Genomic DNA, 26,738 nt, shown 5'->3' with positions numbered 1-26,738 from the left:
TTCAGCCTTTCGTGATGTCGGAGATGTCGTGGAGGTAGCCGATCCGCCCGTCGTCATGTCGCACGACGTAGGCACCTCCACGGTCTTCGATCACGAGCGCCCAGGCATTCGGGCCGATGCGGAACAACGCGTCGCCGCGCTCGTCGTGGACGTCACGCTCAGAGGGCGCGAGGATCCAGAACGGCTGCGCGACCGGAGTCGACTCGCGCGGATTCGTCGCATCGAGGTCCGCGTCGGCGAAACCCTCCACGATCGGAGCTTCCGTGTCGTCGGGGACGACAGCGGTCTCGTATGTCGCAGCGGTCTCGAGGAGGGACTCGATGCTCCCGGTGTCCGAGACGATCTCGGGCTCCTGCCCCCGAGAACGCCGAGAGTACGCGGGCACGTACTCCTCGTCATCCGTGCCGTGCACGGTGCCGATGTCACCACCGGACGCGTGTGCCGTGAGGGGCACCTGCGCGGCGAGGTCGACGCGCTCGACCTCGTCCGTGGCCTGGCTCCCGGAATCCCGGCTGTCGTCTGCGACCGGAGGAAGCGCGGAAGCGTCCAGGCTCACATCCGTCCGGTCGCCGTCGGTGGCGGCCTGCGGCTCGGGCTCCGTGGCGACCGGTTCGGGTCGCGGTCGCGAGATGACGGGGCGCACCGGGTTGGCATTGCGGTGGGCGAGGGTGACCAGACGTCCGTGGAAGTCCTCTTTCAGCCCCGGGATGAGTGGAGCGAACACCGTGAGCACGACCAGAGCCAGAGCGGCGACGGCCATCACCACGCCGCTCCACGGAAGTGACCAGAACCCGGTGGCGATCAGCCCGGAGATCGTGAGCCACACGTTCCCGGCCCAGACGACGGCTGCGACCGAGAAGGCTACAGAGGCGAACTGGTCGATGCCGAGCGACCCTACGCGACGGATACCGTCCGGCGAGAAGCGACGGAGCACGAGCAGGAACACGGCGACCGTGGGGAGACCCACCGGAAGGATCCACTGGATTCCGACACCCCAGAGCGAGGCGCCCCCGGCCAGCGGGAAGAACGACACGACGAAGGAGACCAGCCACACGCTGACGATGAGCAGCTCACGGAGGGTGAATCCGAGGATCCCGTACTCCGGAGTCACCTCGTCGTCGTAGAGGACACCGTCGTCATCGCTGAAGTCCGCATCTTCGACACCCGGCTCAGGGAGTTCCGTGCTCATGCGTGGTCCTTTCGTCACCGTGCTCGACGGGGGGATTCGTCGTGCTGCCGACGGCTCATGATCCTACCCGCTCACCCCAGACAGGTGGGTCCGAGAAGGGACTTGAGGTCACCGAAGAGGTCTGCCGAGACCTTCACCGGCATGGGCACTTCGAAGACCTTCGCAGTGCCGCCGCGGTGCACGCGGAGCAGCACCTCCGTGTCGCCGTTGTGCCGACGCAGGACCTCGGCGAGCTCACCCATCACCCGCTCGGTGGCACGTTGCTCCGCCAAGACCAACGACAGTGGCCCTGCGGCATCGAACGAGCCGATGTCGGGCGCGAACGCGGACTGCGCGTGCAGGTTGAGGCCGTCATCACGACGGGACACGCGCCCGCGCACGGCGAGGATCGCGTCCTGTTGCAAGGTGTGCTGGAACTCGGTGTACGTCTTGCCCATGAACATCACGGTGACCTCGCCGTTGAAGTCCTCGACCGTGATCATGCCGTACGGATTACCGCTCGCCTTGGCCACGCGGTGCTGCACGCTGGTCACGAGGCCCGCCACAGTCACCTGATCGCCGTCCTGCAGGTCTTCGGAGTTGTTGAGGTCATGGATCGAGATCGACGCATGCTTCGCGAGCGGCACCTCGAGCCCGGCCAGCGGGTGATCGGAGACGTACAGGCCGAGCATCTCCCGCTCGAACGCGAGCTTGTCCTTCTTGACCCACTCGGGGCGGGCCGGCACCTTGGCCGGAGCGGCCTCTTCCATGCCGTCGTAGAGACTGTCGAAGTCGAACCCGATCGCGCCCTGTGCCTCGTTGCGCTTGCGGTCGACGGCTGCCTCGACCGCGTCTTCATGCACTTCCATGAGCGCTCGGCGGGTGTCGCCCATCGAGTCGAAGGCGCCGGCCTTGATCAGGGACTCCACGGTGCGCTTGTTCGAGACATGCAGCGGCACGGTGTCGAGGAAGTGGTGGAACGAGGTGAACCGCTCCCCCTTGCGCGCCTGCACGATCCCTTCGACGACGTTGCTGCCGACGTTGCGCACAGCGCCGAGGCCGAAGCGGATGTCGTCTCCGACGGCCGCGAAGAAGTTGATCGAGTCCGAGACATCGGGCGGAAGGACTTTGATCCCCATACGGCGGCACTCGTTCAGGTACAGGGCCATCTTGTCCTTGGAGTCGCCCACGCTGGTGAGCAACGCCGCCATGTACTCGGCGGGATAGTGCGCCTTGAGGTATGCGGTCCAGTACGACACGAGTCCGTACGCCGCGGAGTGGGCCTTGTTGAAGGCGTAGTCCGAGAAGGGCAGCAGGATGTCCCACAGCGCCTTGATCGCGTCCTCGCCGAAGCCGCGCTCCTTCATCCCGCCCGCGAAGCCCTCGTACTGCTTGTCGAGCTCCGACTTCTTCTTCTTGCCCATCGCGCGACGGAGGATGTCTGCTTGTCCGAGGCTGAAGCCGGCGACGGCCTGAGCAATGGCCATGACCTGCTCCTGGTAGATGATGAGCCCGTACGACTCCTCCAGGATCTCCGCGAGCGGCGCTTCGAGCTCGGGATGGATGGGGGTGATCTCCTGCACCCCGTTCTTGCGCAGTGCGTAGTTGGTGTGCGAGTTCGCGCCCATCGGGCCCGGGCGATACAGGGCGATGAGGGCCGAGATGTCACCGAAGTTGTCCGGCTTCATCAGGCGCATCAGCGAGCGCAGCGGCGGACTGTCGAGTTGGAAGACGCCCAGGGTGTCTCCGCGCGCGAGCAGCTGATACACACCCGGGTCGTCGAGACCGAGGTGCTCGAGGTCGAGTTCTTCGCCCCGGTTCGTCCGGATGTTGTCGAGCGCATCGGAGATGATCGTGAGGTTGCGCAGCCCGAGGAAGTCCATCTTGATCAGCCCGAGCGACTCACACGACGGGTAGTCGAACTGCGTGACGATCTGGCCGTCCTGCTCGCGCCTCATGATCGGGATGATGTCGAGCAGCGGATCGGACGACATGATCACGCCGGCGGCGTGGACGCCCCACTGACGCTTCAGCCCTTCGAGACCGAGAGCGCGGTCGAAGACGGTCTTGGCCTCCGGGTCGGTCTCGATCAGCGTGCGGAACTCGCTCGCTTCCTTGTACCGGGGGTGCGCCGAGTCGAACATGCCGTCCAGGGGCATGTCCTTGCCCATCACGGGCGGCGGCATCGCCTTCGTGAGGCGCTCCCCCATGCTGAAGGGGAACCCGAGGACGCGCCCCGCGTCCTTCAGCGCCTGCTTCGACTTGATCGTGCCGTAGGTGACGATCTGGGCGACGCGCTCGGATCCGTACTTCTCGGTGACGTATTCGATGACCTCGCCGCGGCGACGATCATCGAAGTCGACGTCGAAGTCGGGCATCGAGACACGGTCGGGGTTGAGGAAGCGCTCGAAGATCAGACCGTGCTCGAGCGGGTCGAGGTCGGTGATCCGCATCGCGTAGGCGACCATCGACCCGGCACCCGAACCACGGCCGGGACCGACACGGATGCCGTTGTCTTTGGCCCAGTTGATGAAGTCCGCGACGACGAGGAAGTAGCCGGGGAAGCCCATCTGCAGGATGATGCCGGTCTCGTACTCGGCCTGCTTGCGCACCTTGTCGGGGATGCCACCGGGGTACCGGTAGTGCAGGCCCGCCTCGACCTCCTTGATGAGCCAGCTGTCCTCGGTCTCACCGTCGGGGACCGGGAAGCGCGGCATGTAGTTCGCCGAGGTGTCGAACTCGACCTCGCAGCGCTCGGCGATCAGGAGCGTGTTGTCGCAGGCCTCGGGGTGATCGCGGAACAGCTGCCGCATCTCGGCGGCGGTCTTGATGTAGTAGCCGTCGCCGTCGAACTTGAACCGGTTCGGATCGTCCATGGTGGAACCCGACTGCACGCACAGCAGAGCCTCGTGAGCGTCGGCCTCGTGCTGGTGCGTGTAGTGCGAGTCGTTGGTCGCGACGAGCGGGATGTTGAGGTCTTTCGCGAGGCGGAGCAGGTCGGTCATCACCCGTCGCTCGATGGAGAGACCGTGGTCCATGATCTCGGCGAAGTAGTTCTCCTTGCCGAAGATGTCCTGGAACTCTGCAGCCGCCGCGCGTGCCGCGTCGTACTGCCCCAGCCGCAGTCGCGTCTGGATCTCGCCGGAGGGGCACCCTGTGGTCGCGATGATGCCCTTGCCGTAGGTCTGGAGCAGCTCGCGGTCCATGCGGGGCTTGAAGTAGTAACCCTCCATGCTCGACCGGGAGCTGATCCGGAAGAGGTTGTGCATGCCCGCGGTGCTCTGGCTCCACATCGTCATGTGGGTGTACGCGCCCGAACCGGAGACGTCGTCGCTCTTCTGGTCGGGTGAGCCCCACTGCACGCGCGTCTTGTCGCTGCGGTGCGTGCCCGGGGTCATGTATGCCTCGAGCCCGATGATGGGCTTGATGCCCGCGTTCCGCGCCGCGTTGTAGAACTCGAATGCCGCGAAGGTGTTGCCGTGATCGGTCACCGCGATGGCCGGCATCCCGTATTCGGCGGCTGCCTGGGTCATCGCATTGATCTTCGCCGCACCGTCCAGCATGGAGTACTCACTGTGCACGTGCAGGTGGACGAAGGAGTCGGATGCCATGCCTTCGAGTCTACGGCGGAGCCCCGACACCGGAGGTCGGCGCCGGGGCTGCGTCGAGGGCGGCTACGGGGCCGCGTCGACCACGCTCACCGTGATCGTCATCCACGTGTCAGGGACGTCTTCCGGCACGATGCCGGCCCCCGCGTCTTGCCTGATCGCGGAACCGACCACCAGGCCGGTCGTCATGTCGATCGAGATCTCGTTCTTCACCCACCGACCGGCGTGGGAGGGAAACGATATCGTCGTGATGTCTCCGTCCACCGCGGCGATCGTCGCGTTCGGCAGCTGTGCCAGAGCCAGGTACATCGATGCCCGCACGTCGGAGGGTGCTGTGTTGTACTGCAGCTCTTCGAGCAACACTTCTGTCACCGTGCCCATCGCCCACTCGGAGTCGTCAGTCGCACCGTTGCTGGTGCGGATCCATTCCAGGAGGGCCTCCGGATCCCTCGGGAAGTCGGCGTAGTATGCCTCCGACGCACGAGATGGCGCACCGTCACCGGACTGTCCGAGTCCCCCGGGGGTTCGCTGGTAGAAGGGTTCGCGCGTACCGCTGCCGAGCCACTCCTGAGCATGCGTCTCTGCGTCAAGGCCGAAGAAGGCCATCAGCTGAACCTGATTCGAGAATTCCTGGACCCACTCCTGGGATCGATCCGCCGGCACGTAGATCGTCCAATGCGACCGAGCCGTCCACGCAGCGGTCGCATCCGCCCGCGATGCATCGAACACGCTCTGCGGGTTGGTGTCCCCGTACAGGACGAGGTCAGTGACCTCCCGCTCGATCTTCAGGTACTGCCCCTGCTGTGGCCCCGGAGCCTCATTCGCGCCGGATACCCGCGCCGCCGCGCCCAGCACGGACGAGGCGGTCACCGGAGTCGGTGTCGGCGCGGGAACGGTCGGCGCGGGTGCCGGAGGCTCGTGGGTCGCGATCGGGGGCACGGCCTCGACGCGCGGGGGGTGAGCGGTCGACTGGGAGAGCACCACGACGGTCGCGGTGGCGGCCGCGGCACCGGCGACCGCTCCCGCGATCAGGAGCAGGGGGTGCTTCGCGAGTCGTTTCCGCTCCGCACTCCGGCTCTCGTCGATCCCGACGAGCAGCTGGGCCCGGGCCCTCCCGATCTGATCCTCCGTCAGGCTCGTTCCTGCGTTCACGTCACGCACGAGTTCGAAAACGTCCATCGGCTTCTCCTCCTTTCTCGCTCAGTGACCGTTGTCGGCTGATCGCTCTCTGTGGATCGAGCCGGGTTCGTATGCGGTTCATCCGAGATCGAACGGTTCCCACCGGCACGCCGAGGGAGACCGCGACTTCCTCATAGGTCAGATCTCCCCAGGCATAGAGCAGCAGCGTGTCCCTCTCCTTGACCGACAGCGCGGCGATGCGCGGCGCCAGTTCACGGGTGGACTTCTCGGCGTCGAGGCGCGCGATCGTCGTCTCGAGAACATCGTGTGAGATGTGCTCCTCGCGCTGCGCGGACTCCCGGCTCGACCGGAGGTGCTTGGCCTCGCGCACTCGATGCTTCTTGATCAGCCTCGAAGCGATCCCGTACAACCAAGGCAGCGCGGAGTTCCAAGCCGCGTCAAAAGACTTCCGCCGGGCGAATGCGACCAGGAATGTCTCGCTGAGAATGTCCTCGCCCGCATCGGGACCGACACGACGGGCGGCATATCCGCCGATCGATCGTGCATGTCGATCGAACAATTCAGCGAAGGCTCGGGGTTGCTCGAGCGACCGCTGAATGATGTCGCTGTCTGTGCTCACACTATGTATTGCCTCTGAACACGAGGACGGTTCGAAACTGGTCACGGCAGTGAATCGACCACGCTCATCTCGGGCAAATCTACGGAGCCTCATCGACGACTTGGACAGTCGTCGTGAGTTCGTGATCAGGAACGGAGTCCGGAACGATGCCCCCGCGCGGGCCGTCGTTGATGGTCGAGCGCACCACCTGCGCAGTGCGCGTGTCGATCGACATGGAATAGCTGCGATCAACTTGCGGGAGTCCTGAGAACAACAGCGTGACGACATCGCCCTCGCTGTCCACAATCGATACGCCAGGGATGAGGCTCAGGGCTCTGTACATCGCAGCCTTGAGATCCGCCGGTGCAGACCCCTGCTGCAACTCATCGATGAGGAATGTCACAGCACCGATACCCGCCGACGCCGCTTCGTCTGCTCGCAGGTATGCCGTCGTCCAAGCCAGGAGGGCAGCTGGATCTCGCGGCATCTCCGCGTACTGGACATAAGTCTGATTCGGAACCGGCGTCCCGACGTGCCCCCCACCCTGGTACCGCAAGACCTCCGGATCCACACGCCAACTGAATCGATCGAGCCACTCTTGAGACAGGCGACCCGCCTCCCCTCCGAACAGCTCGACGACCTGCAGGTCCGCGTTGAGCACCTGCACCCATTCACCTGCCCTGTCGGCGGGGATGTACCAGGTTTGGGAGCTTGTGGAGACCCACGCCGCCGTCGCCTGCGTCCGGTTCGCATTTCCTTGGTCCTGGGGGGAGTAAAGCTCGAGGTTTCGGATCTCCTGGTGAATTCTGAGGTACTGCCCGGGGCCTACAAGCGGCCCCGGGTCGTCACCGACGACCGTCGCCGCTCCGACCAAGACGGTCTTGGCCGTCGGCGGTTCAGGCGCAGGCGAGATCGTTGGCCCGGGCGTCGCGGTCGGCTCGAGAGCCGGCCCCGGCGTGCGCGTCGGCACCGCCTCCACGGTAGGCGTAGGCGACGGCGCCGTGATCGCACTCACGACGAGCACTCCGGCGGTGACTGCAGCCGCCGCGCCGAGGGCGCCGGCGGCGATGAACCAGGGCCGCCGCGCCGCCCGCGGACGCGCGGGTCGGCGCTCCTCCTGGATCTCGGTCAGAAGGAGTGCCCGCGCAGCGGCGAGGTTCTCTTCGGCTCCGTCGATCTCTGGCTTGGTCCGCCGAACCTTCTCAAACTCGTCCACGGGTCTCTCCCCTCTTCTGCTGCTGCTCGAATGCCTGAACTCGCCGAGTGGAGTCCAGTCGTCTGCGGACCCGGTTCAGCCGCGATCGCACGGTGCCCACGGGAACCCCGAGGGCGACGGCGACCTCGTCGTAGCTCATCCCCTGCCAGGCATAGAGCAGGAGGGTCTCGCGGTCTCGGGGAGCGAGCGCGGCGATACGCGCTCTCAGTGTCGCGACCTCGCGCTCCGCGTCGACGCGAGTCAGGGCATCGTCCAGGCCCCCGAGTGTTGATTGCTCATGCTGCGACACGGATGCCGCGAACGACCTCCACTGCTTGGCCTCGACCGCGCGCTGCCGGCGGATCAGTCGTGACGCGATCCCGAGCAACCAGGGCGCCGCCGATTCGGCGTCCGTGTCGAAATCGGCGCGCCGTCGGAAGGCGACGAGGAAGGTCTCGCTCAAGACGTCCTCTGCCGCATGGCGGCCGACTCTGTACGTCGCGAACGCGTTGACCGCGCGCGCGTGCCTGTCGAAAAGTTCGGCGAACGTTGCCGGACGTTGAAGAGATCGCTGGATGATCTCGCTGTCTGTGGTCACGCTATGTATTGGCCGTGAGGCACCGATCGGTTCACGCTTTCTTCGACGATCTCTGTGGCGTCCCCAGGTCGAGCCTCATCAGCACCCGCGGGAACCCGTCGAGCACGGAACCCGTATCCGCGGCCTTCACGAATCCTGCACTCTCGAAGAGCGCTCGCGTGCCGACGTACGCCATCGTCAGATTCACCTTCTCGCCCCCGTTGTCGACCGGATATCCCTCGATGGCGGGCGCGCCGCGCTCCGTCGCATATGCGACAGCACCGTCGATCAGCGCATGGGAGACGCCCTGCTTCCGGTACCCGGGGCGTACCCGGAAACACCACAGCGACCAGACGTCGAGGTCATCGATCTGCGGGATGAGCCGATTGCGGGCGAAGCTCGTCTCGCGCCGCGGATGCAGTGCCGCCCAGCCGACAGGCTCGTCGTCGAGATAGGCGATCACGCCGGGGGGAGGGTCCTCCTGGCACAGCTCGCGCACCCGGTCGGCGCGGGCCGGGCCCTTGAGCGCAAGGTTCTCCTTGTTGCCGATGCGATAGCTCAGGCAGAAGCACACGTTCGACGTCGGCTTCTTCGGCCCGACGAGGGTTGCGACGTCGTCGAACACGGTTGCAGGACGAACCTCGATGCTCATGCGCTCAGTGTCGCGCACGACACCGACATCGGGCCGGCGCAGCGCCGACTATTCGCCGCGCAGGACGTCCAACGCGTGGCGGAAGTCTGCCGGATAGGGCGACTCGAACTGCACCCAGTCCCCCGTCGCCGGGTGCGCGAACGCGAGCTGATGTGCGTGCAGCCACTGACGTGTGAGCCCGAGCCGGGCTGACATCGTGGGGTCGGCGCCGTACAGCGGATCGCCGACGCACGGATGCCGATGAGCAGCCATGTGCACGCGGATCTGATGCGTGCGCCCCGTCTCGAGATGGATCTCGAGGAGCGAAGCGCCCGGAAAAGCTTCGAGCGTCTCGTAGTGGGTCACCGAGGGCTTCCCGTCGGGAACGACGGCGAACTTCCAGGAGTGGTTCGGATGGCGCCCGATGGGAGCGTCGATCGTTCCCGCCAGCGGGTCAGGATGCCCCTGCACGACCGCGTGATAGACCTTCTCGACCGTACGGTCCTTGAACGCCTGCTTCAGCGTCGTGTAGGCCCGCTCGGACTTCGCCACGACCATGAGACCGCTCGTGCCGACGTCCAGCCGGTGCACGATCCCCTGACGCTCGGCGGCACCGCTCGTCGCGACGCGGAATCCGGCGGCCTCGAGTGCGCCGACGACGGTGGGGCCCTCCCACCCGACGGACGGATGCGCGGCCACGCCCGTGGGCTTGTCGACCACGATGATGTCGTCGTCGTCGTACACGACCCCGAGCTCGGGAACCGCGATCGGAATGACTCGCGGCGCCTCCTTCGGCGCCCATTCGACTTCGAGCCAGCCACCACCGCGCAAGCGGTCAGACTTGTCGAGCGTCACGCCGTCCAGACGGACGCCGCCGGCCGCGGCGACATCCGCAGCGAAGGTGCGGGAGAAACCCATCAGCTTCGCGAGCGCGGCATCCACCCGCGTGCCGTCCAAGCCGTCAGGAACCGGCAGAGATCGGGACTCCACGTCAGCGGCCTTCCGATGCGGGAGCCGCATCCTCCGAAGGTGCGTCATCGTCGCCCGCGTCCACCTCGTCCGCGTCCGTCTCTGTCGCCGCCTCGGCGGCGATCGCCGCAGCTTCCGCCTCTTCCTCGGTCTCGACCACCGCGTGATCGCGCTCGCGCGTACCGTCGAAGCGCAGGCCGAAGACCACGAGCAGGGCCACCGAGATCATGCCGGTGACGATGAAGATGTCCGCGACGTTGAAGATGGCCGGCATCATCCACGGCATCGAGATCATGTCGACGACATGTCCCACCGGGAACCCGGGCTCCCGGAACAGTCGATCGGTGAGGTTGCCGAGCACGCCGCCGAGCAGGCAGCCGAGAACCACGGCCCACAGCCGGGACTTGAGCCCGAACGCCTTCCAGATGATGATCGACGCGACGACCGCGAGGGCGATCGTGAAGATCCAGGTGACCTCGGAACCGAGCGAGAACGCCGCGCCGGGGTTGCGGACGTAGTACAGCTGAAGGAACTCACCGAGAACCGGGACCGGTACCTGCAGCGGCAGGTTCTCGATCGTGAGGTACTTCACAAACTGATCGGCGGCCAGTACGAGCGCTGCGAGGATCGCAACGATCGCACCGGCCGCCGACCGACGAAGGGGACGACGTCCTGACAAGAGGGCGCCTTACAGACCGATCGCGGAGACGGGCGTGGAGTCCGTGGACGCCGACTTCTCGTCGAGCTCGCGGAGCTGGCCTTCGATGTATCCGCGCAGCTGAGAGCGGTAGTCGCGCTCGAAGTTGCGGAGTTCGGTGATGCGAGCCTCGAGCGTGTTGCGCTCGCGCTCCAGGCGTGCCGACTCCTCGCGCTGCTTGGCCTCGGCCTCGGTGCGGATCCGGGCGACCTCGGTCTCGGCCTCGGCGATGAGCGCGTTGCGCTTCGCCTCACCCTCGGCGACGTGCTCGTCGTGCAGACGCTGTGCGAGCTCGATGATGCCGGCGGTCGCGGTCGCGGAGCCGGTCGGAGCAGGCTCTGCAGGAACCTCGGCGACGGGAGCCGGAGTCTCGGGCGCCGCAGGTGCCGCGGCCGGAGCGGCGGCCTCGGGGGCTTCGCCGGACTCGTAGGCGGCCAGCTTGGCCTTCAGCTCGACGTTCTCTTCGAGAGCCTTGCGCCACTCGATGACGATCTCGTCGAGGAAGTCGTCGACCTCATCCGGGTCGAAGCCGTCCTTGAAGCGGACGTGCTGGAACTGCTTGGTGACGACGTCATCCGGGGTAAGTGCCATGAGTGGCTCCTCTTTCGATGAGTACGAATGCCAGTATCGATGTATGGCGTGGTCGTGATGTGGCGCGAACCCGGGGCGCGCACCTGGGTGCCAGCATAGCCCCCGCGCCTCAGCGCCGCGATGTCACGACACCCAGAGAACACGAAGTCCGCGTGGCGGATCCGGGCGGATCGCCGGGAGTTCAGCGGATGAACAGCCGCACGATGTTCATCAGGACCAGCACGATCAACAGGGTGAGCGTGAACCCGAAATCGAGCGACAGGGAACCGATCCGCAGAGGCGGGATGAGCCGCCGGAAGAACCGGATGGGCGGATCCGTGACCGTGTAGACAGCCTCAGCGGCGACCAGACCGAACCCCTTGGGACGCCACTCCCGATTGAAGAGGGGGATGTAGTCCAGGATGAGGCGTGCGAAGAGCACGAAAATGTAGAGCAGCAGCACCAGATGAACGATGCTCGCTGCGACGGAGACCAACTCCACGAGCTACGACTGGTCGAAGCCCGCAGACTCAGCGTCTGCGTGCGCGATGCCCCCGTGGCCCGAAACGGCGATGTTCTCCGGCGAGAGCAGGAACACCTTCGAGGTGACCCGCTCGATACGGCCGTACAGGCCGAGGGAGAGCCCGCTCGCGAAGTCGATGAGACGGCGCGCGTCGGCATCGCTCATCTGGGAGAGGTTGATGATGACCGGGACGCCCTCGCGGAAGCTCTCCGCGATCAGCTGAGCGTCGCGGTACTGCTTGGGGTGGACGGTGAGGATCTCGTTCACGGCTCCTGCAGAGGGCTGGCGGACGGCGACGGGACGACGGAGGGGCGTGACGGGAGCCGGAGCCGGCTCTTCGCGCTCGCGGTCGCGCTCGCGGTGAGCGCGCGCAGGAGCCTGCGTCTCCTCCTCGTAGACCTCTTCCTCGTCGGCGAGGCCGAGATACACCATGGTCTTCTTCAGCGGGTTACCCATCGTGTCCTCCGGTTCGAACGTTTGGGGCTGGTCTTTTCACAGGTTAACCCCGGTCGGGCCGGGGGCCGGTGATTGCGGAGCCGATCCGCAGGTGTGTCGCGCCGGCGTCGATCGCCTCCACGAAGTCGCCGGTCATCCCGGCGGAGATCCACGATGCGGAGGGCTGAACGGCGCGGACGCCCTCAGCGACGGCACGCAAGCGCGCGAATGCAGCGCCGGGTTCCTCATCCAGTGGCGCGACCGCCATGACGCCCCGCAGACGGAGCGATGGCAGCGCCAGCACATGCTCGGCGAGTGCGACGGCATCAGCGGGTGCCACTCCCCCTCGACCAGGATCGTCGGTGAGGTTGACCTGTACGAGCACGTCGAGGAGGCCATCGTCCTGGGCCGCGCGGTCCAGCGCGTCGGCGAATCGGCCTCGGTCGACGGAATGCACGACGTCGGCGCTGCGCCGGATGGCCGCGGCCTTGTTCGTCTGCCCCTGACCGATGAAGTGCCAGGTCAGGTCGAGGGCTGCGAGTTCCGCCTGCTTCCCCGACAGCTCCTGTTGCCGATTCTCTCCCACGTCGCTCACGCCGAGCGCGCGCAGTTCACGGACCAGAGCGGCCGGATGGAACTTCGTCACGACGATGCGAGTGATCTCCGCCGGATCCCGCCCCGCGGCGCGCGCGGCGACGGCGATGCGTTCGTCGATCGCCGTCAGCCGCGCCGCCAGGTCCGACCGCCCCTGCCCGTCGGCCGCAGTGGTCACTTCAGGAATTCGGGGATGTCGATGTCGTCGTCTGCGAAAGCCGGCTCGATGCTGGTGGTCGGCACTCGCTGCTGCACCGGCTCTGCCGGTGCCGCGTCGCTCTTCGCCTCCGGCTCCTCCTCGAGGGAGACCTCGGGGAGAGTCGCCGCCGAGGGCCGGGAGACGACCATCGGGTCCAGTCGGAGCGAAGGCTCACCACCGTCGAATCCGGCCGCGATGACGGTCACGCGCACCTCGTCGCCGAGAGTGTCGTCGATGACGGTACCGAAGATGATGTTCGCCTCGGGGTGTGCCGCTTCCTTGACGAGGTCGGCCGCGTCGTGGATCTCGAAGATGCCGAGGTTCGATCCTCCCTGGATCGAGAGCAGCACGCCGTGCGCACCCTCGATGGAGGCCTCGAGCAGCGGCGATTCGACCGCGAGCTCGGCCGCCTTGATCGCGCGATCGGCACCGCGGGCGGAGCCGATGCCCATGAGGGCGGAACCTGCGCCCTGCATGACCGACTTGACGTCGGCGAAGTCGAGGTTGATCAGACCCGGGGTCGTGATCAGGTCGGTGATGCCCTGGACACCGGCGAGGAGCACCTGGTCCGCGGTGGCGAAGGCCTCGATCATGGAGATCCCACGGTCGCTGATCTCGAGGAGACGGTCGTTCGGCACCACGATGAGGGTGTCGACCTCTTCCTTGAGCTTCGCGACGCCCGCCTCTGCCTGGCTCTGGCGACGGCGACCTTCGAACGAGAACGGCTTGGTGACGACACCGATGGTCAGCGCGCCGATGGACTTCGCGATGCGGGCCACCACGGGAGCACCACCGGTTCCTGTGCCGCCTCCCTCGCCGGCGGTCACGAAGACCATGTCCGCACCGGTCAGGGCCTGCTCGATCTCCTCGGCGTGGTCCTCCGCGGCACGGCGCCCCACCTCGGGGTCTGCTCCGGCGCCGAGACCACGCGTGAGTTCCCGACCGACGTCGAGCTTGACGTCGGCATCGCTCATGAGCAGCGCCTGGGCGTCGGTGTTGACGGCGATGAACTCGACTCCGCGGAGACCGAGATCGATCATGCGGTTGACGGCGTTGACGCCGCCACCGCCGACGCCGACGACCTTGATCACGGCGAGGTAGTTCTGGTTCTGGCTCATGGCCGGCCTCCGATTATTCGAGCCTGAAAAGGATGAACCTTAAACCTCAACTAGAGGTGTAAAGTATTTCCCGGTATTGCGTTCTCTTGATCGAAGGTAAGCGCCGCCTGGCCGCGCGCACGCAACCACTTGGGCGTGTCGCGCCATTCCCCACGAAAGAGGTCAGCCGACGACGGCGACTTCGGGTGACGTGACGTCGATCGACCGCGCCCCGGGATGGGCGCCCATCGCCGCTGAGAGGGTCAGTGCCTTGAGCCCCGAGTCCTCCGCGCTCCCCCAGACCACCGTCAGCCCACTGCTCAGCGTCAGGGTCACGTCGTCCTGGGTGGTCGCCGCGACCCCCGCCAACTGCGATCGGACATCGGTGGGCAAGGACCTCACGACGAGCCCCGCGCTGCGGAACGCGGCGGAATCGACCCCGCTGTCGATCTCGATCAGAGGCTGCCCTGCGGGCTGATCGGGCGTGGTCGAAAGCGCCACCCCCGCCGCGTCCACGAGCGTGAATCCGGCGTTCGAGCGGATCACGCCGACCGGAGTGCGTTCGACGATGCGCACCGTCAGGTCATGCGGAGGCCGCGCCTCCAGCGCATACGTCTCGATGAGAGGGAACGCCAGCAGCGCGGCCTTCACCTCACTGGAATCGACCAGAGCCAGCGGCGTGCCGAGCTGATCGCTGAGCGCCGCCTCGACCGCGGAGGGATCGAGGCTGGTCGACCCGACGACCGTGATCTTCTCGACGGCGAACAGCGGGCTGTACGCGGCCGCGATGCTCCCTCCGATCACGACGACCACGGCGGCGAGGCTGCTCCACCAGATGATCCGTCGTCGCCGAGAGCGTTGGGTGAACCGGCGGATCTCTGCGCGGAGAGCCTTGCGCCGGGCGCGCGCCGCGCGCCAGACATCCCTCGTCGAGGTCGGTTGCGGCGCATCGACCGTCGCTTCCTCCGCCGGTGCGCGCTCCTCGGCGACAGCGGGCCTCTCCTCCGCCGCGGCGCCGGGCCGACTCGGACGCCGCGTCGCCTGCGTCGCGGCGCCCTTCTCCCCCGAACTCTCCGGGGTGGACGGAAGCGGTGCGGGCCGACGCATCGGCTATGCCTCGTCGGTCCGGCGGAGGGACTCCAAGACCTGCGGGATGATCTGATACACGTTGCCGCAGCCGAGGGTCACGACGAAGTCTCCGTCGCGCGCCACGGTAGCCGTGTAGTCGGCGGCCTGTTGCCAATCCGCGACGAAGTGCACGTGCGACGGGTCGCGGAACGCGTTGCTCACCAGTTCGCCGGTGACTCCGGGGACCGGATCCTCACGCGCCCCGTAGACGTCCAGCATCACCGTGTGGTCGGCGAACTCCTCGAGGACGTCGGCGAACTCCTGGTACATGTGCTGCGTGCGGGAGTAGGTGTGCGGTTGCTGGATGGCGATGACCCGCCCCGTGCCAGCGATGCCGCGCATCGCCTCCAGTGCCGCCCTGACCTCGGTCGGATGGTGCGAGTAGTCGTCGTACACCGTCACGCCGCGCGCGACCCCGTGCTGTTCGAGGCGGCGAACCGTTCCCGCGAAACCTTCGACGGCGCGGACCGCGTCGACGAGCGGATACCCGAGGGCGCGCAGCACCGTGACGACGCCGGCCGCGTTGATGGCGTTGTGCACACCGGGGACGGCGAGCTGCATCCGCACCTGCTCGCCACCGTGGGTGATGGTCGCTGCGACGCCTCCGACGGTCACGAAGTCGGTGACGCGCACATCCGCATCCGCCGCTTGACCGAACGTGAGCACGTTCGGGTGGGTGATCCCGGCGCCGACTCGGAGCGCCCCGGCATCGTCGCTCGAGATCACGACGGCCTCCGAGGCGGCATTCGCGAACCGGACGAACGCGTCGTGGAAGGCCTCGTCCGAACCGTAGTGGTCCAAGTGATCGGGATCCACATTCGTGATGAGAGCGACCGCGGTGTCGTAGAGCAGGAAGGTGCCGTCCGATTCGTCTGCTTCGACGACGAACAGGTCGCCCGATCCGGTGGCGCTCGACGTTCCGAGCTGCTCGATCACACCGCCGTTGACGAAATGGGGGTCGGCCCCGAGCTCCCGCAGTGCGGTGACGATCATGCCCGTCGAGGTCGTCTTGCCGTGCGCGCCGGCGACCGACACCAGGCGACGGGACCCGATCAGCCAGTGCAGCGCCTGGGAACGGTGGATCACGTGCAGGCCACGCGCCTTCGCGGTGACGAACTCGGGGTTCTCGGGCCAGATCGCGCCGGTGTGCACGACCGTGTCGGCGTCGCCCAGGTACGCGGCATCGTGACCGACATGGACCGTGGCTCCCGCCGCGGCCAACGCCCGCAGGTTGTCGCTGTCGGCGCGGTCGCTTCCGGAGACGCGGATGCCCGCGTCGAGGAACATCTTCGCGAGCCCGCTCATGCCGGAACCGCCGATGCCGATGAAGTGCGCGGAGGTGATCGTCTCGGGAAGAGGGAGGGAGAGGTCGGGTCTGATCATGTCCGCTTCAGTCTACTTTTCGTTCGGTGGTGTCGACCGCGTCAGGCCGCATGCAGCGCGCGGTCGATCAGGGTGATCACGTTCTCCGTGCCGTTGCGGGTTCCTGCCGTCACGGCGGCGGCCGCCATCCGGTCGATCCGCGCCTGATCGCCCAAGAGGGGCACGACGATCCGGCGTACCGCGTCGCCGTCGAAGGTGGCGTCGTCCAAGAGCTCGGCAGCGCCGGCCGCCACTGCAGAGGCCGCGTTCAGTCGCTGCTCACCGTTGCCCACCGAATAGGGCACGTAGAGCGCGGGGATCCCCAGCGCGCTGATCTCGCTCACCGTCGCCGAGCCGGACCGCGACACGATCAGGTCTGCGAGCGCGAAGGCCAGGTCCATGCGATCCACATACCGACGCAACGCGTAGCCGTCGACTCCGGGATCCGCCAGATCGCTGCGTTCGCCGGTCACATGCAGCAGCTGCCAGCCCGCTGCGAGGACGTCCTGCCAGGAATCCGCCAGAGCCTCGTTGAGGCGCTGTGCACCGAGCGAACCACCGAAGACGAGCAGCACCGGACGCTGGGCGTCGAGCCCGAAGTGCTCCGCGGCCTCCGCGCGCGCCGCCGAACGATCGAGCGCGATCACCTCGCGGCGCAGGGGCATCCCGACCACTTCGCTGCCACGGAGAGGCGTGCCCTCGAACGCGACGCCCACGGCCGCCGCGCGGCGGGCACCGAGCACGTTGGCCAGTCCGGGCTTGGCATTGGCCTCGTGCACCACGAACGGAACACCCTCGCGACGAGCGGCGACGTACGCCGGCGCCGACGCATACCCGCCGAACCCGACGACGACGTCGATGTCGTGCCGACGGATGTGCTCGCGCACTTGGGCGATCGCCCGGCGGAACCTCCCGGGGAAGGCGGCCGCCTGGCGGTTCGGTCGGCGCGGGAACGGAACCTTGTCCACGATCAGCAGGTCATAGCCTCGCTCGGGCACGAGTCGCGATTCGAGCCCCTCCGCCGTGCCGAGCACGAGGACCGAGTCGTCGGGGACGCGCTCACGGAGCGCATCGGCGACGGCGAGCAGGGGATTCACATGGCCGGCGGTGCCACCGCCGGCGAGGAGATACGAGGTCACCTGGCGACCCTACCCCGCTCCGCTGACTGCTTCTCGGTCACGGGGATCGTGCGCGCGAACGCGAGCAGCACACCGCAGGCGATCAGCACGGCGAGCAGTGCTGTGCCTCCCTGCGACATGAACGGGAGAGGGACGCCCATCACGGGGAAGATACCGATGACGACGCCGATGTTCAGGACGGCCTGACCGACGATCCACACCGTGATGCCCCCGGCCGCGACGCGGATGAAGGCATCCGGCGTCTTCCGGATGATGTGGAACGCGCCGACCGTGAAGAACGTGAACAGGGCCAGGACGACGATGCAGCCGATCAGCCCGAGCTCTTCTCCGACGATGGCGAAGATGAAGTCGTTGCCCGCTGCGGGCAGCCATCCGTACTTCTCCTGGGAGTTGCCGAGTCCGAGTCCGAAGATCCCCCCGGATGCCATGCCCCAGATGCCGTGGATCGACTGATAGCAGTCGCCCTCGTACAGCGCCATGTCGTCGCACGTGGCGACGATGCGGCGCATGCGGTCCTGGCTGGACAGCGCGTAGGCGAGCACCGCGATGACGCCGAGAATCACGGGCAGGATGAACAACCGGAGCTTGACCCCGGAGAAGAACAGACACCCCAGGAGGATGAGGACCAGCACCATCGCGGTGCCGAGGTCCTTTCCGGCGAGCACGGTACCGATCGCGAGCGCACCGACCGGGATCACGGGAATGAAGACGTGATGCCAGGTGCCGAGCATCGCCTGTTTGCGCAGCAGCACCGCCGCGATCCAGAGGGCCAGGGCGAGCTTGAGGAACTCGGAGGGCTGCAGCGTGAACCCGGCGATCTGGATCCAGTTCCGGTTTCCGCCGTCCTCGATACCCAGCGGCGTGAACACGAGCAGTTGCAGAGCGACCGCGCCGAACAGTGCGGGCCACGCCATCTTCTTCAGGAACGCGACCGGCATCCGACTGACGAGGAACATCAGCGGCACACCCAGAAGGGCGAACACCCCCTGACGCAGCACACCGCCCATCGGGTCCTTGCCGCTCGCGACCGCGGAGGCACTTGTGGCGGACAGCACCATGACCAGACCGAACAGCGTCAGCAGCAGGGCGGTCGATGCGATGAGGAGGAACTCCGTCGACACCGGAGTGAACCGACGCCCGAGGGAGACTCGGGCTGCGAGCCCGCCGGACTCAGAGCGCGGAGGGCGGGACACCTGTGTCATCGGCGCTCCCCCGGTCGATCCAGTCCTGCACCGCCTCGGCGAAGCGATGCCCGCGATCCGCATAGCCGGAGAACTGATCGAAAGATGCCGCAGCCGGGGCCAGCAGGACTGTGCCCTCGCCGTCGACGATCCCCGACGCGATCTCCACGACACGGTTCATGACCTGACCAGTCTCGCCAGCATCCACCTCGAACACCGGCACCGTCGGCGCGTGTCGCCGGAATGCCGCGACGACGGAGGCACGTTCGACGCCGATCACGACGGCCGCACGAGCCGTAGTGCCGACCTCGGCGACGAGCTCGGCGATGTCCACGCCCTTGAGGTCGCCTCCGACGATCCACACGGCCCCCGGGTAGGCACGCAGCGACGACGCTGCCGCGTGCGGATTCGTCGCCTTGGAATCGTCGACCCAGGTGATCCCCCGGTGTCGCGCGACCACCTGGATGCGGTGGGCGTCGAGGCGGAAGGACTGGAGCGCTGCGTGGATCGCCTCCGGCTCCACACCGAGGGAGCGCGCCAACGCACTCGCTGCGAGGATGTTCTGCACGATGTGCGGAGCCGCGAGGCCCGCCTCATCGAGAGCGGCGACGGTCGTGAGCTCGAGGGCGCTGCGTGCACGGTCGTCCAGGAAGGCCCTGTCGACCAGGAGCCCCTCCACGATGCCGAGGTCGCTCGGACCTGGGATCCCGAGATCGAAGCCGATGGCGCGGGCCCCCTCGACGACCTCCGCCTCCTCCACCATGTGGCGGGTGGCCTCATCCGCCTTGTTGTAGACGCAGGCGACACGGGTGTTCCGATAGACCACGGCCTTCGCGTCGCGGTACGCCTGTGCGCTGCCGTGCCAGACCAGGTGATCGTCGGCGAGGTTGAGGCAGACGGCGGAGTACGGGAACAGCTCACCCTCGGGGCGGGACTGACCGAGGTACCAGAGCTGATGGCTCGAGAGCTCGACCACCAGCACGTCGAAGCCCGCCGGGTCGCGCACGGCATCGAGCACCGGCACGCCGATGTTGCCGCACGGTGCCGCGCGCAGCCCCCCCGCCACGAGGAGTGATGCGGTCAGCTGAGTCGTGGTCGTCTTGCCGTTCGTCCCGGTGATCAGCACCCAGTCGGCCGGCGAACCGTCAGCGCGGACGACCTTGTCGCAGACGCGCCACGCGAGCTCCACGTCGCCCCAGATCGCCACGCCCGACTCCTGGGCCCACCGGATGAGCGGGTGCGACGGCGAGAACCCCGGCGAAGCGATGACGACCTCCGGCGCGAAATCCACCAGCACGGCGGGGACCTCGGCGAGTGATCCGAGCTCGAGGCGCGCACCGATCACCGGAAGCAGCCGCTCGTATTCCTCCTCCGCCGATTCGCTGAGCACCAGCACGTCCGCGCCGAGTTCGGTGAGTGTATCGGCAACGGAGAAGCCGGTCATGGACAGCCCGAGAACCGCGACCCGGAGACCCCGCCAGTCGGCGTTCCAACTGGTGAGTCCGGCGAGGCGCTCAGTCGACACGGGTGAGCCATTCGACGTAGAACAGGCCGACGGCCGACACGGCGAGCAGACCGGCGATGATCCACATGCGGACGACGATCGTGACCTCGGACCAGCCGCGCATCTCGAGGTGGTGATGGAACGGGCTCATCAGGAAGAGGCGCTTGCCTCGGGTGAGCTTGAAGTAGCCCCGCTGCAGGATGACCGAACCGGAAGACAGCACGAACACCCCGGCGATCACGAGGAGGAGGAGTTCGGTGCGGGTGAGGATCGCCATGGCGGTGATCACGCCACCGATGGCCATCGAGCCGACGTCACCCATGAAGACCTTCGCCTTGGGGGCGTTCCACCAGAGGAACCCGATGAGGCTCGCCGCGACCGAAGCCGCGATGATGGCGAGGTTGAAGGGATCGCGGACCTCGTAGCATCCGCCGAGCGCATCGGGGTCTCCGCCGATGCAGGGCTGCTTGAACTGCCAGAACGCGATCACGCTGTACGCACCGACGACGATGACACCGGCACCGGCGGCGAGGCCGTCCAGCCCGTCCGTCAGGTTGACGCTGTTCGACGTGGCGACGCCGATGACCGAGATCCACACCAGATAGAGGATCCAGCCGAGCACGACACCGAAGGCGAACAGGTTGAGCCAGGTGATGTCGCGGAAGAGGGAGATCGCGGAACTCGCAGGCGTCTGCCCCCACTTGTTGGGGAAGTTGAGCGCGACGATGCCGAAGGGCACGATCACGATGAGCTGGCCGATGACCTTGCGCCAGCCCGACAGCCCGAGGCTCCGCTGGCTGCGCACCTTCATGTAGTCGTCGATGAAGCCCACGGCACCGAAGCCGACCATCAGCCAGATCACCAGAAGCGCCGAGAGGGCGGGAACCTCGCCGCTGACGAGGACTCCCGTGAAGTAGCCCACGATCGAGCCGAGGATGAAGATGACGCCGCCCATCGTGGGGGTCCCCCGCTTCGCCTCATGGCTCGGGTTGTGGACCGACTCCGGGGTACGGATGACCTGCCCCCAGCCCCACTTCCGGAAGAGCCGGAGGAAGACGGGGGTCAGGAACAGGGTGAAGGCGAGCGAGATCGCCGCCGACATGATGAGAGACCTCACGAGAACAATTCTCCCAGACGATCGCCGAGATGCCGGAGGCCCACGGAATTGGATGACTTCACGAGCACGCGATCGCCGTCGCGGAGCTCGGTGCGGAGGTACTCGTACGCCGCGTCCTGGTCGGGAAGGTGCACGGCCTCACTGTCCCAGGAGCCTTCGCCGACGGCGGCGAGATAGAGCCGCCTGGCCTCCGGTCCGACGACGACGATTCGCTGGATGTTCAGACGCACGGCGAGCAGACCGATCCGATCGTGCTCCTCCCCCGCGCTCTCGCCGAGTTCACTCATGGCCCCGAGCACGGCGACCGTCCGCTCGTCGGGACCGGTGATCTGGGCGAGGGTGCGCAGCGCCGCAGCCATCGAGTCCGGGCTGGCGTTGTAGGCGTCGTTGATGATGCGGACGCGATCGCTGCCGAGCGGTTGCATACGCCATCGTTCGGCGATCTCCACCGTCTCCAGACGCGCGACGGCGTCTGCCGGGGCGATGCCGAGGACGAGGGCGGAGGCGATCGCCGCCAGGGCATTGGTGATGTGATGTGCACCGAGCACGCGAAGTCGCAACGGGAGCCGCTCCCCGCCGACCTCGATGACGCAGGACGTGCCCGAGGCCGATACCTCGATGTCGACCGCGCGCACGTCGGCGGCGTCACTCTGCCCGAAGCCGATGACGTCCAGGCCGCGCGAGAGCGCGAGATCCTTCATCGCGGCCACTCGGGGATCGTCGATGTTGAGCACGGCCGTGCCGGGCACGCGGGCTGCCGAGACGAGCTCCGACTTCGCCTTGGCCGTCGCCTCGATCCCGCCGAACCCTCCGGCATGAGCCATGCCGACCATGAGGACCACGGCGAGATCCGGCTCCACCAGGCCCGCGAGGTGCGCGATGCTCCCCGGCGCGGCCGCACCGAACTCGCTCACGAGGAAACGGGTGCTCTTCGTCACGCGGAGCATGGTGACGGGAGCGCCGACCTCATTGTTGAACGACTTGACGGGAGCGACGGTCTCGCCCTCGTCCTCCAGGATGCGCGCGAGGAAGTTCTTGGTCGTCGTCTTGCCGTTCGACCCGGTGATGCCGACGATGCGGAGGCACCCCTCGGCACGGACGCGAGCGACCACCTCGCGCGCGAGGGCGCCGAGGGCCACGACGGCGTCCGGCACGACGACCTGGCTGACGGGGACGTCGACGGTGTGCTCGACGATCGCCACGGCGGCCCCTGCTGCGACAGCCGCACCCACGAACCGGTGGCCGTCGGTCTCCGCGCCGGGCTTCGCGACGAAGACCGAGCCGGGAGTCATCGTGCGGGAGTCGGTGTCGACGATCCCGTCGACGACGGTCTCGGTCGTGTCCTCTCCGGCCACGCGCAGTTCACCGCCGACTGCGGCGGCGATCTCAGCGAGCGTCAGGGCGATCATTTCATCTCCATGCGCGGCTCTCGCCGACTATCCGAACTTGGGAAGGAGCTCGTCCATCGGGACAGTGGACGGCATCACGCGATAGGTCTTCATCACCTGCGTCATCGCCTTCTGGAAGGCGGATGCGGTGGCCGCGGACGATACAACCTTAGTCGGCTCGTCCAGGGTGACCACGACGACGTACTGCGGATCGTCCACCGGGGCGAACCCCACCATGCTGGTGTAGTAGACGCCGGCCTTGTAGCCGCCGTTGCCGTCGGACACCTGCGCGGTACCGGTCTTGCTGGTCACGCGGTAGCCCGGCACCTGGATGCGGTCCGCGTTGCCGCCCTGCACCGCCACGTTCTCCAGCATGCGCGTCAGCTCGGCCGCGGTCTGCTTCTTGATGATCTGCTCATGCTTCGGCGCCTCGGACTTCACGACGGTGCCGTCCTCGGCCGTGCACGATTCGACGAGGGAGAGATCGATCTTCTCCCCGCCGTTGGCGATCGCCTGGTAGGCACCGGCGAGTTGCGGCGCCGTCACCGTGAAGTACTGGCCGAACGTCGTCGTGTAGAGGGACTGGCTGTCCCAGTCGCTGACCGGGTGGAGGATGCCGCCGACCTCCGAGGGGAAGTCGAGCGTCTTCTGGCCGACTCCGAACCTCTCGAGGTAGTCGTAGCGCACGTCCGGGGAGACCATGGTGCCGAACTTCGACAGCGCCACGTTCGACGAATCGATGAGCCCACCGGCGAGCGTGTAGTTGTAGGCGGGGTGATTGAATGCGTCGTTCACGACGGCTCCGTTGGGGAACGTCTCCCGCGACGACGCGGTGACCGTGCTCCGCGGCGTGAGGCCCGCGCCCTCGATGACGGCGGCGGCCGTGATCGCCTTGAACGTGGATCCCGGCTCGAAGTCCTTGTGGAAGATCTGGCTGTACCGGGTCTCCGGCGTCGAGGAGTCCAGATCGTTGGGGTCCATCGAGGGCCACTCGGCTGCCGCGCGGATCTTGCCGGTCTTGACCTCGACGACCGTGACGGTGCCGCCCTTGGCGCCCTGCTTCTGCGCCTCCTCACCGATCATCTGCTGCAGATACCACTGGAGGTCGCTGTTGATGGTGAGCTCCACGGAACCGCCGTCGACGGCCTCCACCGTGCGTTCACTGCCGGGGATCACCACGCCGTTCGATCCCCTGCGGTACGACTCCTCGCCGTCGATGGGTGCGAGGCACTTCTCGCTCAGTTGCTCGATCCCGGCCTGTGCCGTCCCCGATCCGTCCAGGAAGCCGAGGATGTTCCCGGCGACCGCACCGTTCGGATAGACGCGGGTCTCCCTGCCCGCCATGTGGAGGTAGGCGAGCTTCAGGTCGCGCAGTTCGATGTACTGCTCCGTGGTGAGCGAATTCTTGAGCGGTGCGTACTGACTCTGCGGGTCGTTCGCGAGCGCATCCGACACGAGGGCGCGCACGTCGTCACCGCTCTGCCCGGTGATCGCGGCGATCTTCTCGGACGCCTCGGCCCACGGCACCTCGGGATCCTTCTCCTCCAGCTGCATGATGACCTTCGGATTCAGCTGCGCGTCGTAGACCAGCACGCTCGATGCGAGCACGGTGCCCCCCGCGTCGACGATCGATCCGCGTCGGCCGGGGATCGTGTTTCCCGCGCCGATCTTGGTGAGGGATTGCGCGACGTGCTCGTCGGCGCTCACGACCTGGATGTCGATCAGGCGTACGACGAAGGCCGCCAACACGGAGAGGATGACGGCGAGGGCGACGACGGTACGTCGCCGAGGACCGCGGGTTGCTCGTGTCGTCATGCGATCTCTCCATCGATCATTTCGTGCGGGTCAGTGCGTGGTGGGACTCGGGAGCCCGTCGGTGATGGCCGGCGGAAGGTCCGGCGTCGTCTGGGCCGTGTCGCCGTCGTCGGTCACGGTCTCCGCCGGCGGCGGTTCCACGATCAGGGAGTTGGCCACAGCCGCCGCGCCGTCGGGGTTGACGGTCGAGATCCCCTCCGCGCCGGCTCCGGTGCCGAAGAGCGCTCCGTCGCTGAGCCGCAGGTACGAGGGAGAACCGGCGACGACCATGCCGAGATCGGCAGCGCTGCTGGCGAGCACCTGCGGCGAGCTGAGGCCGGTGAGCTCTTCCTGCAACGCGTGGGACCGGAGATCCAGTTCACGCTGCTGCGAGGAGAGCGCGGCCAAGGTGAACGAATCCTGGGTGATCGCGAGCGAAAACCCCACCTGTGCCGCACCGATCGCCAGGGCCCCACCCAGGGCGACGAGCGCGTACGCGAGCTTCGGCTTGCGACGGACCGCCGGCCGTGTGACGGGCTGCAACCGCCTCTGCGGCTCGCGGGTCGGGGTGAGGGGCGTCGCGGGCTTGCGGACCACCGCGTTCAGACTCATGCGCTCTCCCGCAGTTTCTCGGCGGCGCGCAGCCGCACCGGGATCGCCCGGGGGTTGCGCGCGCGTTCGTCTTCGCCGGCGAGTTCCGCACCCTTGGTGAGGATGCGGAACCGCGGAGCATGTTCGGGCAGTTCCACCGGAAGCCCGGCCGGCGCCGTCGAGGCCGACGCCGCGGCGAAGGCCTGCTTGACGAGCCGGTCCTCGAGCGACTGGTACGACATCACCACGATGCGTCCGCCGACATCGAGCGCATCCATCGCTGACGGGATCGCGTCGGCCAGCACGTTGAGCTCGGTGTTCACCTCGATGCGCAGGGCCTGGAACACGCGCTTGGCCGGATGCCCGGCACGCTGTGCGGCAGCGGGAGTCGCCGCGATCAGGATCTCGACGAGCTCGCCGGAGCGGGTGATCGGCTGCTTCTGACGCGCCTCGATGATGAAGCGCGCGTAGCGACCGGCGAGCTTCTCCTCCCCGTACCGCTCGAAGATGCGGCGCAGGTTGCCTTCGCTGTATGTCGCGATGACATCGGCAGCGGTGACGCCCTTGGTCTGGTCCATGCGCATGTCGAGAGGAGCATCCTTCGAGTACGCGAATCCGCGCTCGGCCTCGTCGAGTTGGAGGGAGGAGACCCCGAGGTCGAAGAGGATCCCTGCCGCGCCCTGCGCGTGCAGTCCGATCTCGTCGTACACCGTGTGCACCAGCGTGACGCGGTCCCCGAATCGGGCGAGCCGCTCCCCCGCGATGCGCAACGCGTCGGTGTCGCGGTCGAGCCCGATCAGTCGGATGTTCGGAAAACGCTCGAGCAGAGCTTCGGAGTGGCCGCCCATACCGAGCGTGGCGTCCACGAGCACCGCTCCGTCCGCTTGAAGGGCGGGAGCGAGCAACTCGACGCAGCGGTCGAGCAGGACGGGGGTGTGGATGTCTCGGAGGTTCATGATCTTTCTCGGGGGTGACCATCGGCTCTGATCCCCCTCCGCTTCTCGACCCGGCACCGGGGAAGTGTGTCGGGGCGGGAGCGGCGGGGCATCACAGCCGTGGTCAGAAGAGTCCCGGAATCACCTCCTGCTCGAGGTCGGAGTAGGTCTCCTCACCAGCGGCGAGGTAGGCGTTCCAGCTCTCCGCGTCCCAGATCTCGGCGTGGGCGCCGACTCCGGTGACGATGAGCTCCTTCTGCAGCCCTGCGTACTGACGCAGGTGCGCGGGGATGGTGATGCGGTTCTGACTGTCGGGCATCTCCGCACTCGCACCGGAGAGGAACAGACGCATGAAGTCACGCGCCTGCTTGTTGGCGAGCGGAGCCTGGCGGATCCGCTCGTGCATCGCCTCGAACTCGGCCGTGCTGAACACGTAGAGGCACCGTTCCTGGCCGCGGGTGACGACGATGCCGCCACCGAGGTCCTCGCGGAACTTCGCAGGAAGGATGACCCGTCCTTTGTCGTCCAGCTTCGGAGAGTGCGTACCCAGCAACATCGGCCATCACCCCCTCTGCGTCCGGCCAACTCGAGGTGCGCC

25 protein-coding genes are annotated in these 26,738 nt (G+C 67.2%); all 25 read right to left on the bottom strand.

All coding sequences use genetic code 11. The features are described from left to right. Nucleotide 1: 1 nt before the first annotated feature. Complete coding sequence (locus tag ACLF6J_RS00530) at nucleotides 2–1,189, bottom strand: hypothetical protein (RefSeq protein WP_134351511.1); 1,188 nt, start codon at nucleotides 1,187–1,189, stop codon at nucleotides 2–4. 71 nt (nucleotides 1,190–1,260) lie between these two features. Then, nucleotides 1,261–4,779, bottom strand: a complete 3,519-nt coding sequence (gene dnaE / locus ACLF6J_RS00525; protein ID WP_047524062.1) for a DNA polymerase III subunit alpha — start codon at nucleotides 4,777–4,779, stop codon at nucleotides 1,261–1,263. Nucleotides 4,780–4,842: 63 nt separating this feature from the next. Further along, nucleotides 4,843–5,955: a hypothetical protein gene (locus tag ACLF6J_RS00520; protein ID WP_134351513.1), complete on the bottom strand. Its 1,113-nt coding sequence runs from the start codon at nucleotides 5,953–5,955 to the stop codon at nucleotides 4,843–4,845. After that, on the bottom strand, nucleotides 5,930–6,535 hold the full coding sequence (locus tag ACLF6J_RS00515) for an RNA polymerase sigma factor (protein WP_134351515.1): 606 nt from the start codon (nucleotides 6,533–6,535) through the stop codon (nucleotides 5,930–5,932). The genes ACLF6J_RS00520 and ACLF6J_RS00515 overlap by 26 nt, the downstream gene beginning before the upstream one ends. A gap of 79 nt (nucleotides 6,536–6,614) precedes the next feature. Next, nucleotides 6,615–7,730, bottom strand: coding sequence for a hypothetical protein (locus ACLF6J_RS00510; protein WP_166804643.1), 1,116 nt, complete (start codon nucleotides 7,728–7,730; stop codon nucleotides 6,615–6,617). Further along, complete coding sequence (locus tag ACLF6J_RS00505) at nucleotides 7,717–8,307, bottom strand: RNA polymerase sigma factor (protein WP_134351521.1); 591 nt, start codon at nucleotides 8,305–8,307, stop codon at nucleotides 7,717–7,719. Before ACLF6J_RS00505 ends, ACLF6J_RS00510 begins: the two co-directional genes overlap by 14 nt. 31 nt (nucleotides 8,308–8,338) lie before the next feature. Then, nucleotides 8,339–8,938, bottom strand: a complete 600-nt coding sequence (locus ACLF6J_RS00500; RefSeq protein WP_134351523.1) for a GNAT family N-acetyltransferase — start codon at nucleotides 8,936–8,938, stop codon at nucleotides 8,339–8,341. A gap of 48 nt (nucleotides 8,939–8,986) precedes the next feature. Further along, nucleotides 8,987–9,907: an RluA family pseudouridine synthase gene (locus ACLF6J_RS00495; protein WP_134351525.1), complete on the bottom strand. Its 921-nt coding sequence runs from the start codon at nucleotides 9,905–9,907 to the stop codon at nucleotides 8,987–8,989. Nucleotide 9,908: 1 nt separating this feature from the next. Further along, nucleotides 9,909–10,565 carry a signal peptidase II gene (gene lspA / locus ACLF6J_RS00490; RefSeq protein ID WP_081997080.1) on the bottom strand — a complete coding sequence of 219 codons (657 nt, stop codon included), beginning with the start codon at nucleotides 10,563–10,565 and terminating at the stop codon, nucleotides 9,909–9,911. A 9-nt stretch (nucleotides 10,566–10,574) separates the two neighbouring features. Continuing rightward, entirely contained in the window at nucleotides 10,575–11,174 is a 600-nt protein-coding gene (locus ACLF6J_RS00485) for a DivIVA domain-containing protein (RefSeq protein ID WP_047524063.1), read from the bottom strand. Nucleotides 11,175–11,355: 181 nt separating this feature from the next. Further along, a complete protein-coding gene (locus ACLF6J_RS00480; RefSeq protein ID WP_047524064.1) occupies nucleotides 11,356–11,655 on the bottom strand; it encodes a YggT family protein in 300 nt (99 codons plus the stop codon). Nucleotides 11,656–11,658: 3 nt separating this feature from the next. Next, on the bottom strand, nucleotides 11,659–12,132 hold the full coding sequence (locus ACLF6J_RS00475; RefSeq protein WP_131491280.1) for a cell division protein SepF: 474 nt from the start codon (nucleotides 12,130–12,132) through the stop codon (nucleotides 11,659–11,661). A gap of 43 nt (nucleotides 12,133–12,175) precedes the next feature. Then, nucleotides 12,176–12,883, bottom strand: coding sequence for a YggS family pyridoxal phosphate-dependent enzyme (locus ACLF6J_RS00470; RefSeq protein WP_134351527.1), 708 nt, complete (start codon nucleotides 12,881–12,883; stop codon nucleotides 12,176–12,178). Further along, nucleotides 12,880–14,022 (bottom strand): cell division protein FtsZ, encoded by a 1,143-nt coding sequence (ftsZ, locus tag ACLF6J_RS00465; RefSeq protein WP_134351529.1) that lies wholly within the window; start codon nucleotides 14,020–14,022, stop codon nucleotides 12,880–12,882. Before ftsZ ends, ACLF6J_RS00470 begins: the two co-directional genes overlap by 4 nt. Nucleotides 14,023–14,184: 162 nt before the next feature. Next, nucleotides 14,185–15,108: an FtsQ-type POTRA domain-containing protein gene (locus ACLF6J_RS00460; protein ID WP_134351531.1), complete on the bottom strand. Its 924-nt coding sequence runs from the start codon at nucleotides 15,106–15,108 to the stop codon at nucleotides 14,185–14,187. A 3-nt stretch (nucleotides 15,109–15,111) separates the two neighbouring features. Further along, nucleotides 15,112–16,512 (bottom strand): UDP-N-acetylmuramate--L-alanine ligase, encoded by a 1,401-nt coding sequence (gene murC / locus ACLF6J_RS00455; RefSeq protein ID WP_134351533.1) that lies wholly within the window; start codon nucleotides 16,510–16,512, stop codon nucleotides 15,112–15,114. Nucleotides 16,513–16,553: 41 nt separating this feature from the next. Beyond that, nucleotides 16,554–17,630, bottom strand: coding sequence for a UDP-N-acetylglucosamine--N-acetylmuramyl-(pentapeptide) pyrophosphoryl-undecaprenol N-acetylglucosamine transferase (locus ACLF6J_RS00450; protein ID WP_134351535.1), 1,077 nt, complete (start codon nucleotides 17,628–17,630; stop codon nucleotides 16,554–16,556). Next, nucleotides 17,627–18,832: a putative lipid II flippase FtsW gene (ftsW, locus tag ACLF6J_RS00445; RefSeq protein ID WP_047522004.1), complete on the bottom strand. Its 1,206-nt coding sequence runs from the start codon at nucleotides 18,830–18,832 to the stop codon at nucleotides 17,627–17,629. Before ftsW ends, ACLF6J_RS00450 begins: the two co-directional genes overlap by 4 nt. Beyond that, nucleotides 18,801–20,336: a UDP-N-acetylmuramoyl-L-alanine--D-glutamate ligase gene (murD, locus tag ACLF6J_RS00440; RefSeq protein ID WP_134351537.1), complete on the bottom strand. Its 1,536-nt coding sequence runs from the start codon at nucleotides 20,334–20,336 to the stop codon at nucleotides 18,801–18,803. Before murD ends, ftsW begins: the two co-directional genes overlap by 32 nt. After that, on the bottom strand, nucleotides 20,326–21,432 hold the full coding sequence (mraY, locus tag ACLF6J_RS00435) for a phospho-N-acetylmuramoyl-pentapeptide-transferase (RefSeq protein ID WP_047522001.1): 1,107 nt from the start codon (nucleotides 21,430–21,432) through the stop codon (nucleotides 20,326–20,328). The genes murD and mraY overlap by 11 nt, the downstream gene beginning before the upstream one ends. Next, the gene (locus tag ACLF6J_RS00430) at nucleotides 21,429–22,841 is read right to left on the bottom strand and encodes a UDP-N-acetylmuramoyl-tripeptide--D-alanyl-D-alanine ligase (protein ID WP_134351539.1); all 1,413 of its coding nucleotides are present in this window, start codon (nucleotides 22,839–22,841) and stop codon (nucleotides 21,429–21,431) included. Before ACLF6J_RS00430 ends, mraY begins: the two co-directional genes overlap by 4 nt. Before the next feature lie 27 nt (nucleotides 22,842–22,868). Further along, nucleotides 22,869–24,635 carry a peptidoglycan D,D-transpeptidase FtsI family protein gene (locus tag ACLF6J_RS00425; RefSeq protein WP_134351541.1) on the bottom strand — a complete coding sequence of 589 codons (1,767 nt, stop codon included), beginning with the start codon at nucleotides 24,633–24,635 and terminating at the stop codon, nucleotides 22,869–22,871. Between the two features lie 30 nt (nucleotides 24,636–24,665). Further along, nucleotides 24,666–25,226, bottom strand: a complete 561-nt coding sequence (locus ACLF6J_RS00420; protein ID WP_134351543.1) for a hypothetical protein — start codon at nucleotides 25,224–25,226, stop codon at nucleotides 24,666–24,668. Continuing rightward, entirely contained in the window at nucleotides 25,223–26,161 is a 939-nt protein-coding gene (gene rsmH, locus ACLF6J_RS00415) for a 16S rRNA (cytosine(1402)-N(4))-methyltransferase RsmH (protein WP_134351545.1), read from the bottom strand. Before rsmH ends, ACLF6J_RS00420 begins: the two co-directional genes overlap by 4 nt. Nucleotides 26,162–26,264: 103 nt before the next feature. After that, nucleotides 26,265–26,696, bottom strand: coding sequence for a division/cell wall cluster transcriptional repressor MraZ (gene mraZ, locus ACLF6J_RS00410; protein WP_017830220.1), 432 nt, complete (start codon nucleotides 26,694–26,696; stop codon nucleotides 26,265–26,267). Between the last annotated feature and the right edge of the window lie 42 nt (nucleotides 26,697–26,738).

This window comes from Microbacterium sp. IO18, from assembly GCF_049099505.1.
Taxonomy (GTDB): Bacteria; Actinomycetota; Actinomycetes; order Actinomycetales; family Microbacteriaceae; genus Microbacterium; species Microbacterium aurugineum.
This window is presented reverse-complemented; position numbering and strand designations above follow the sequence as displayed.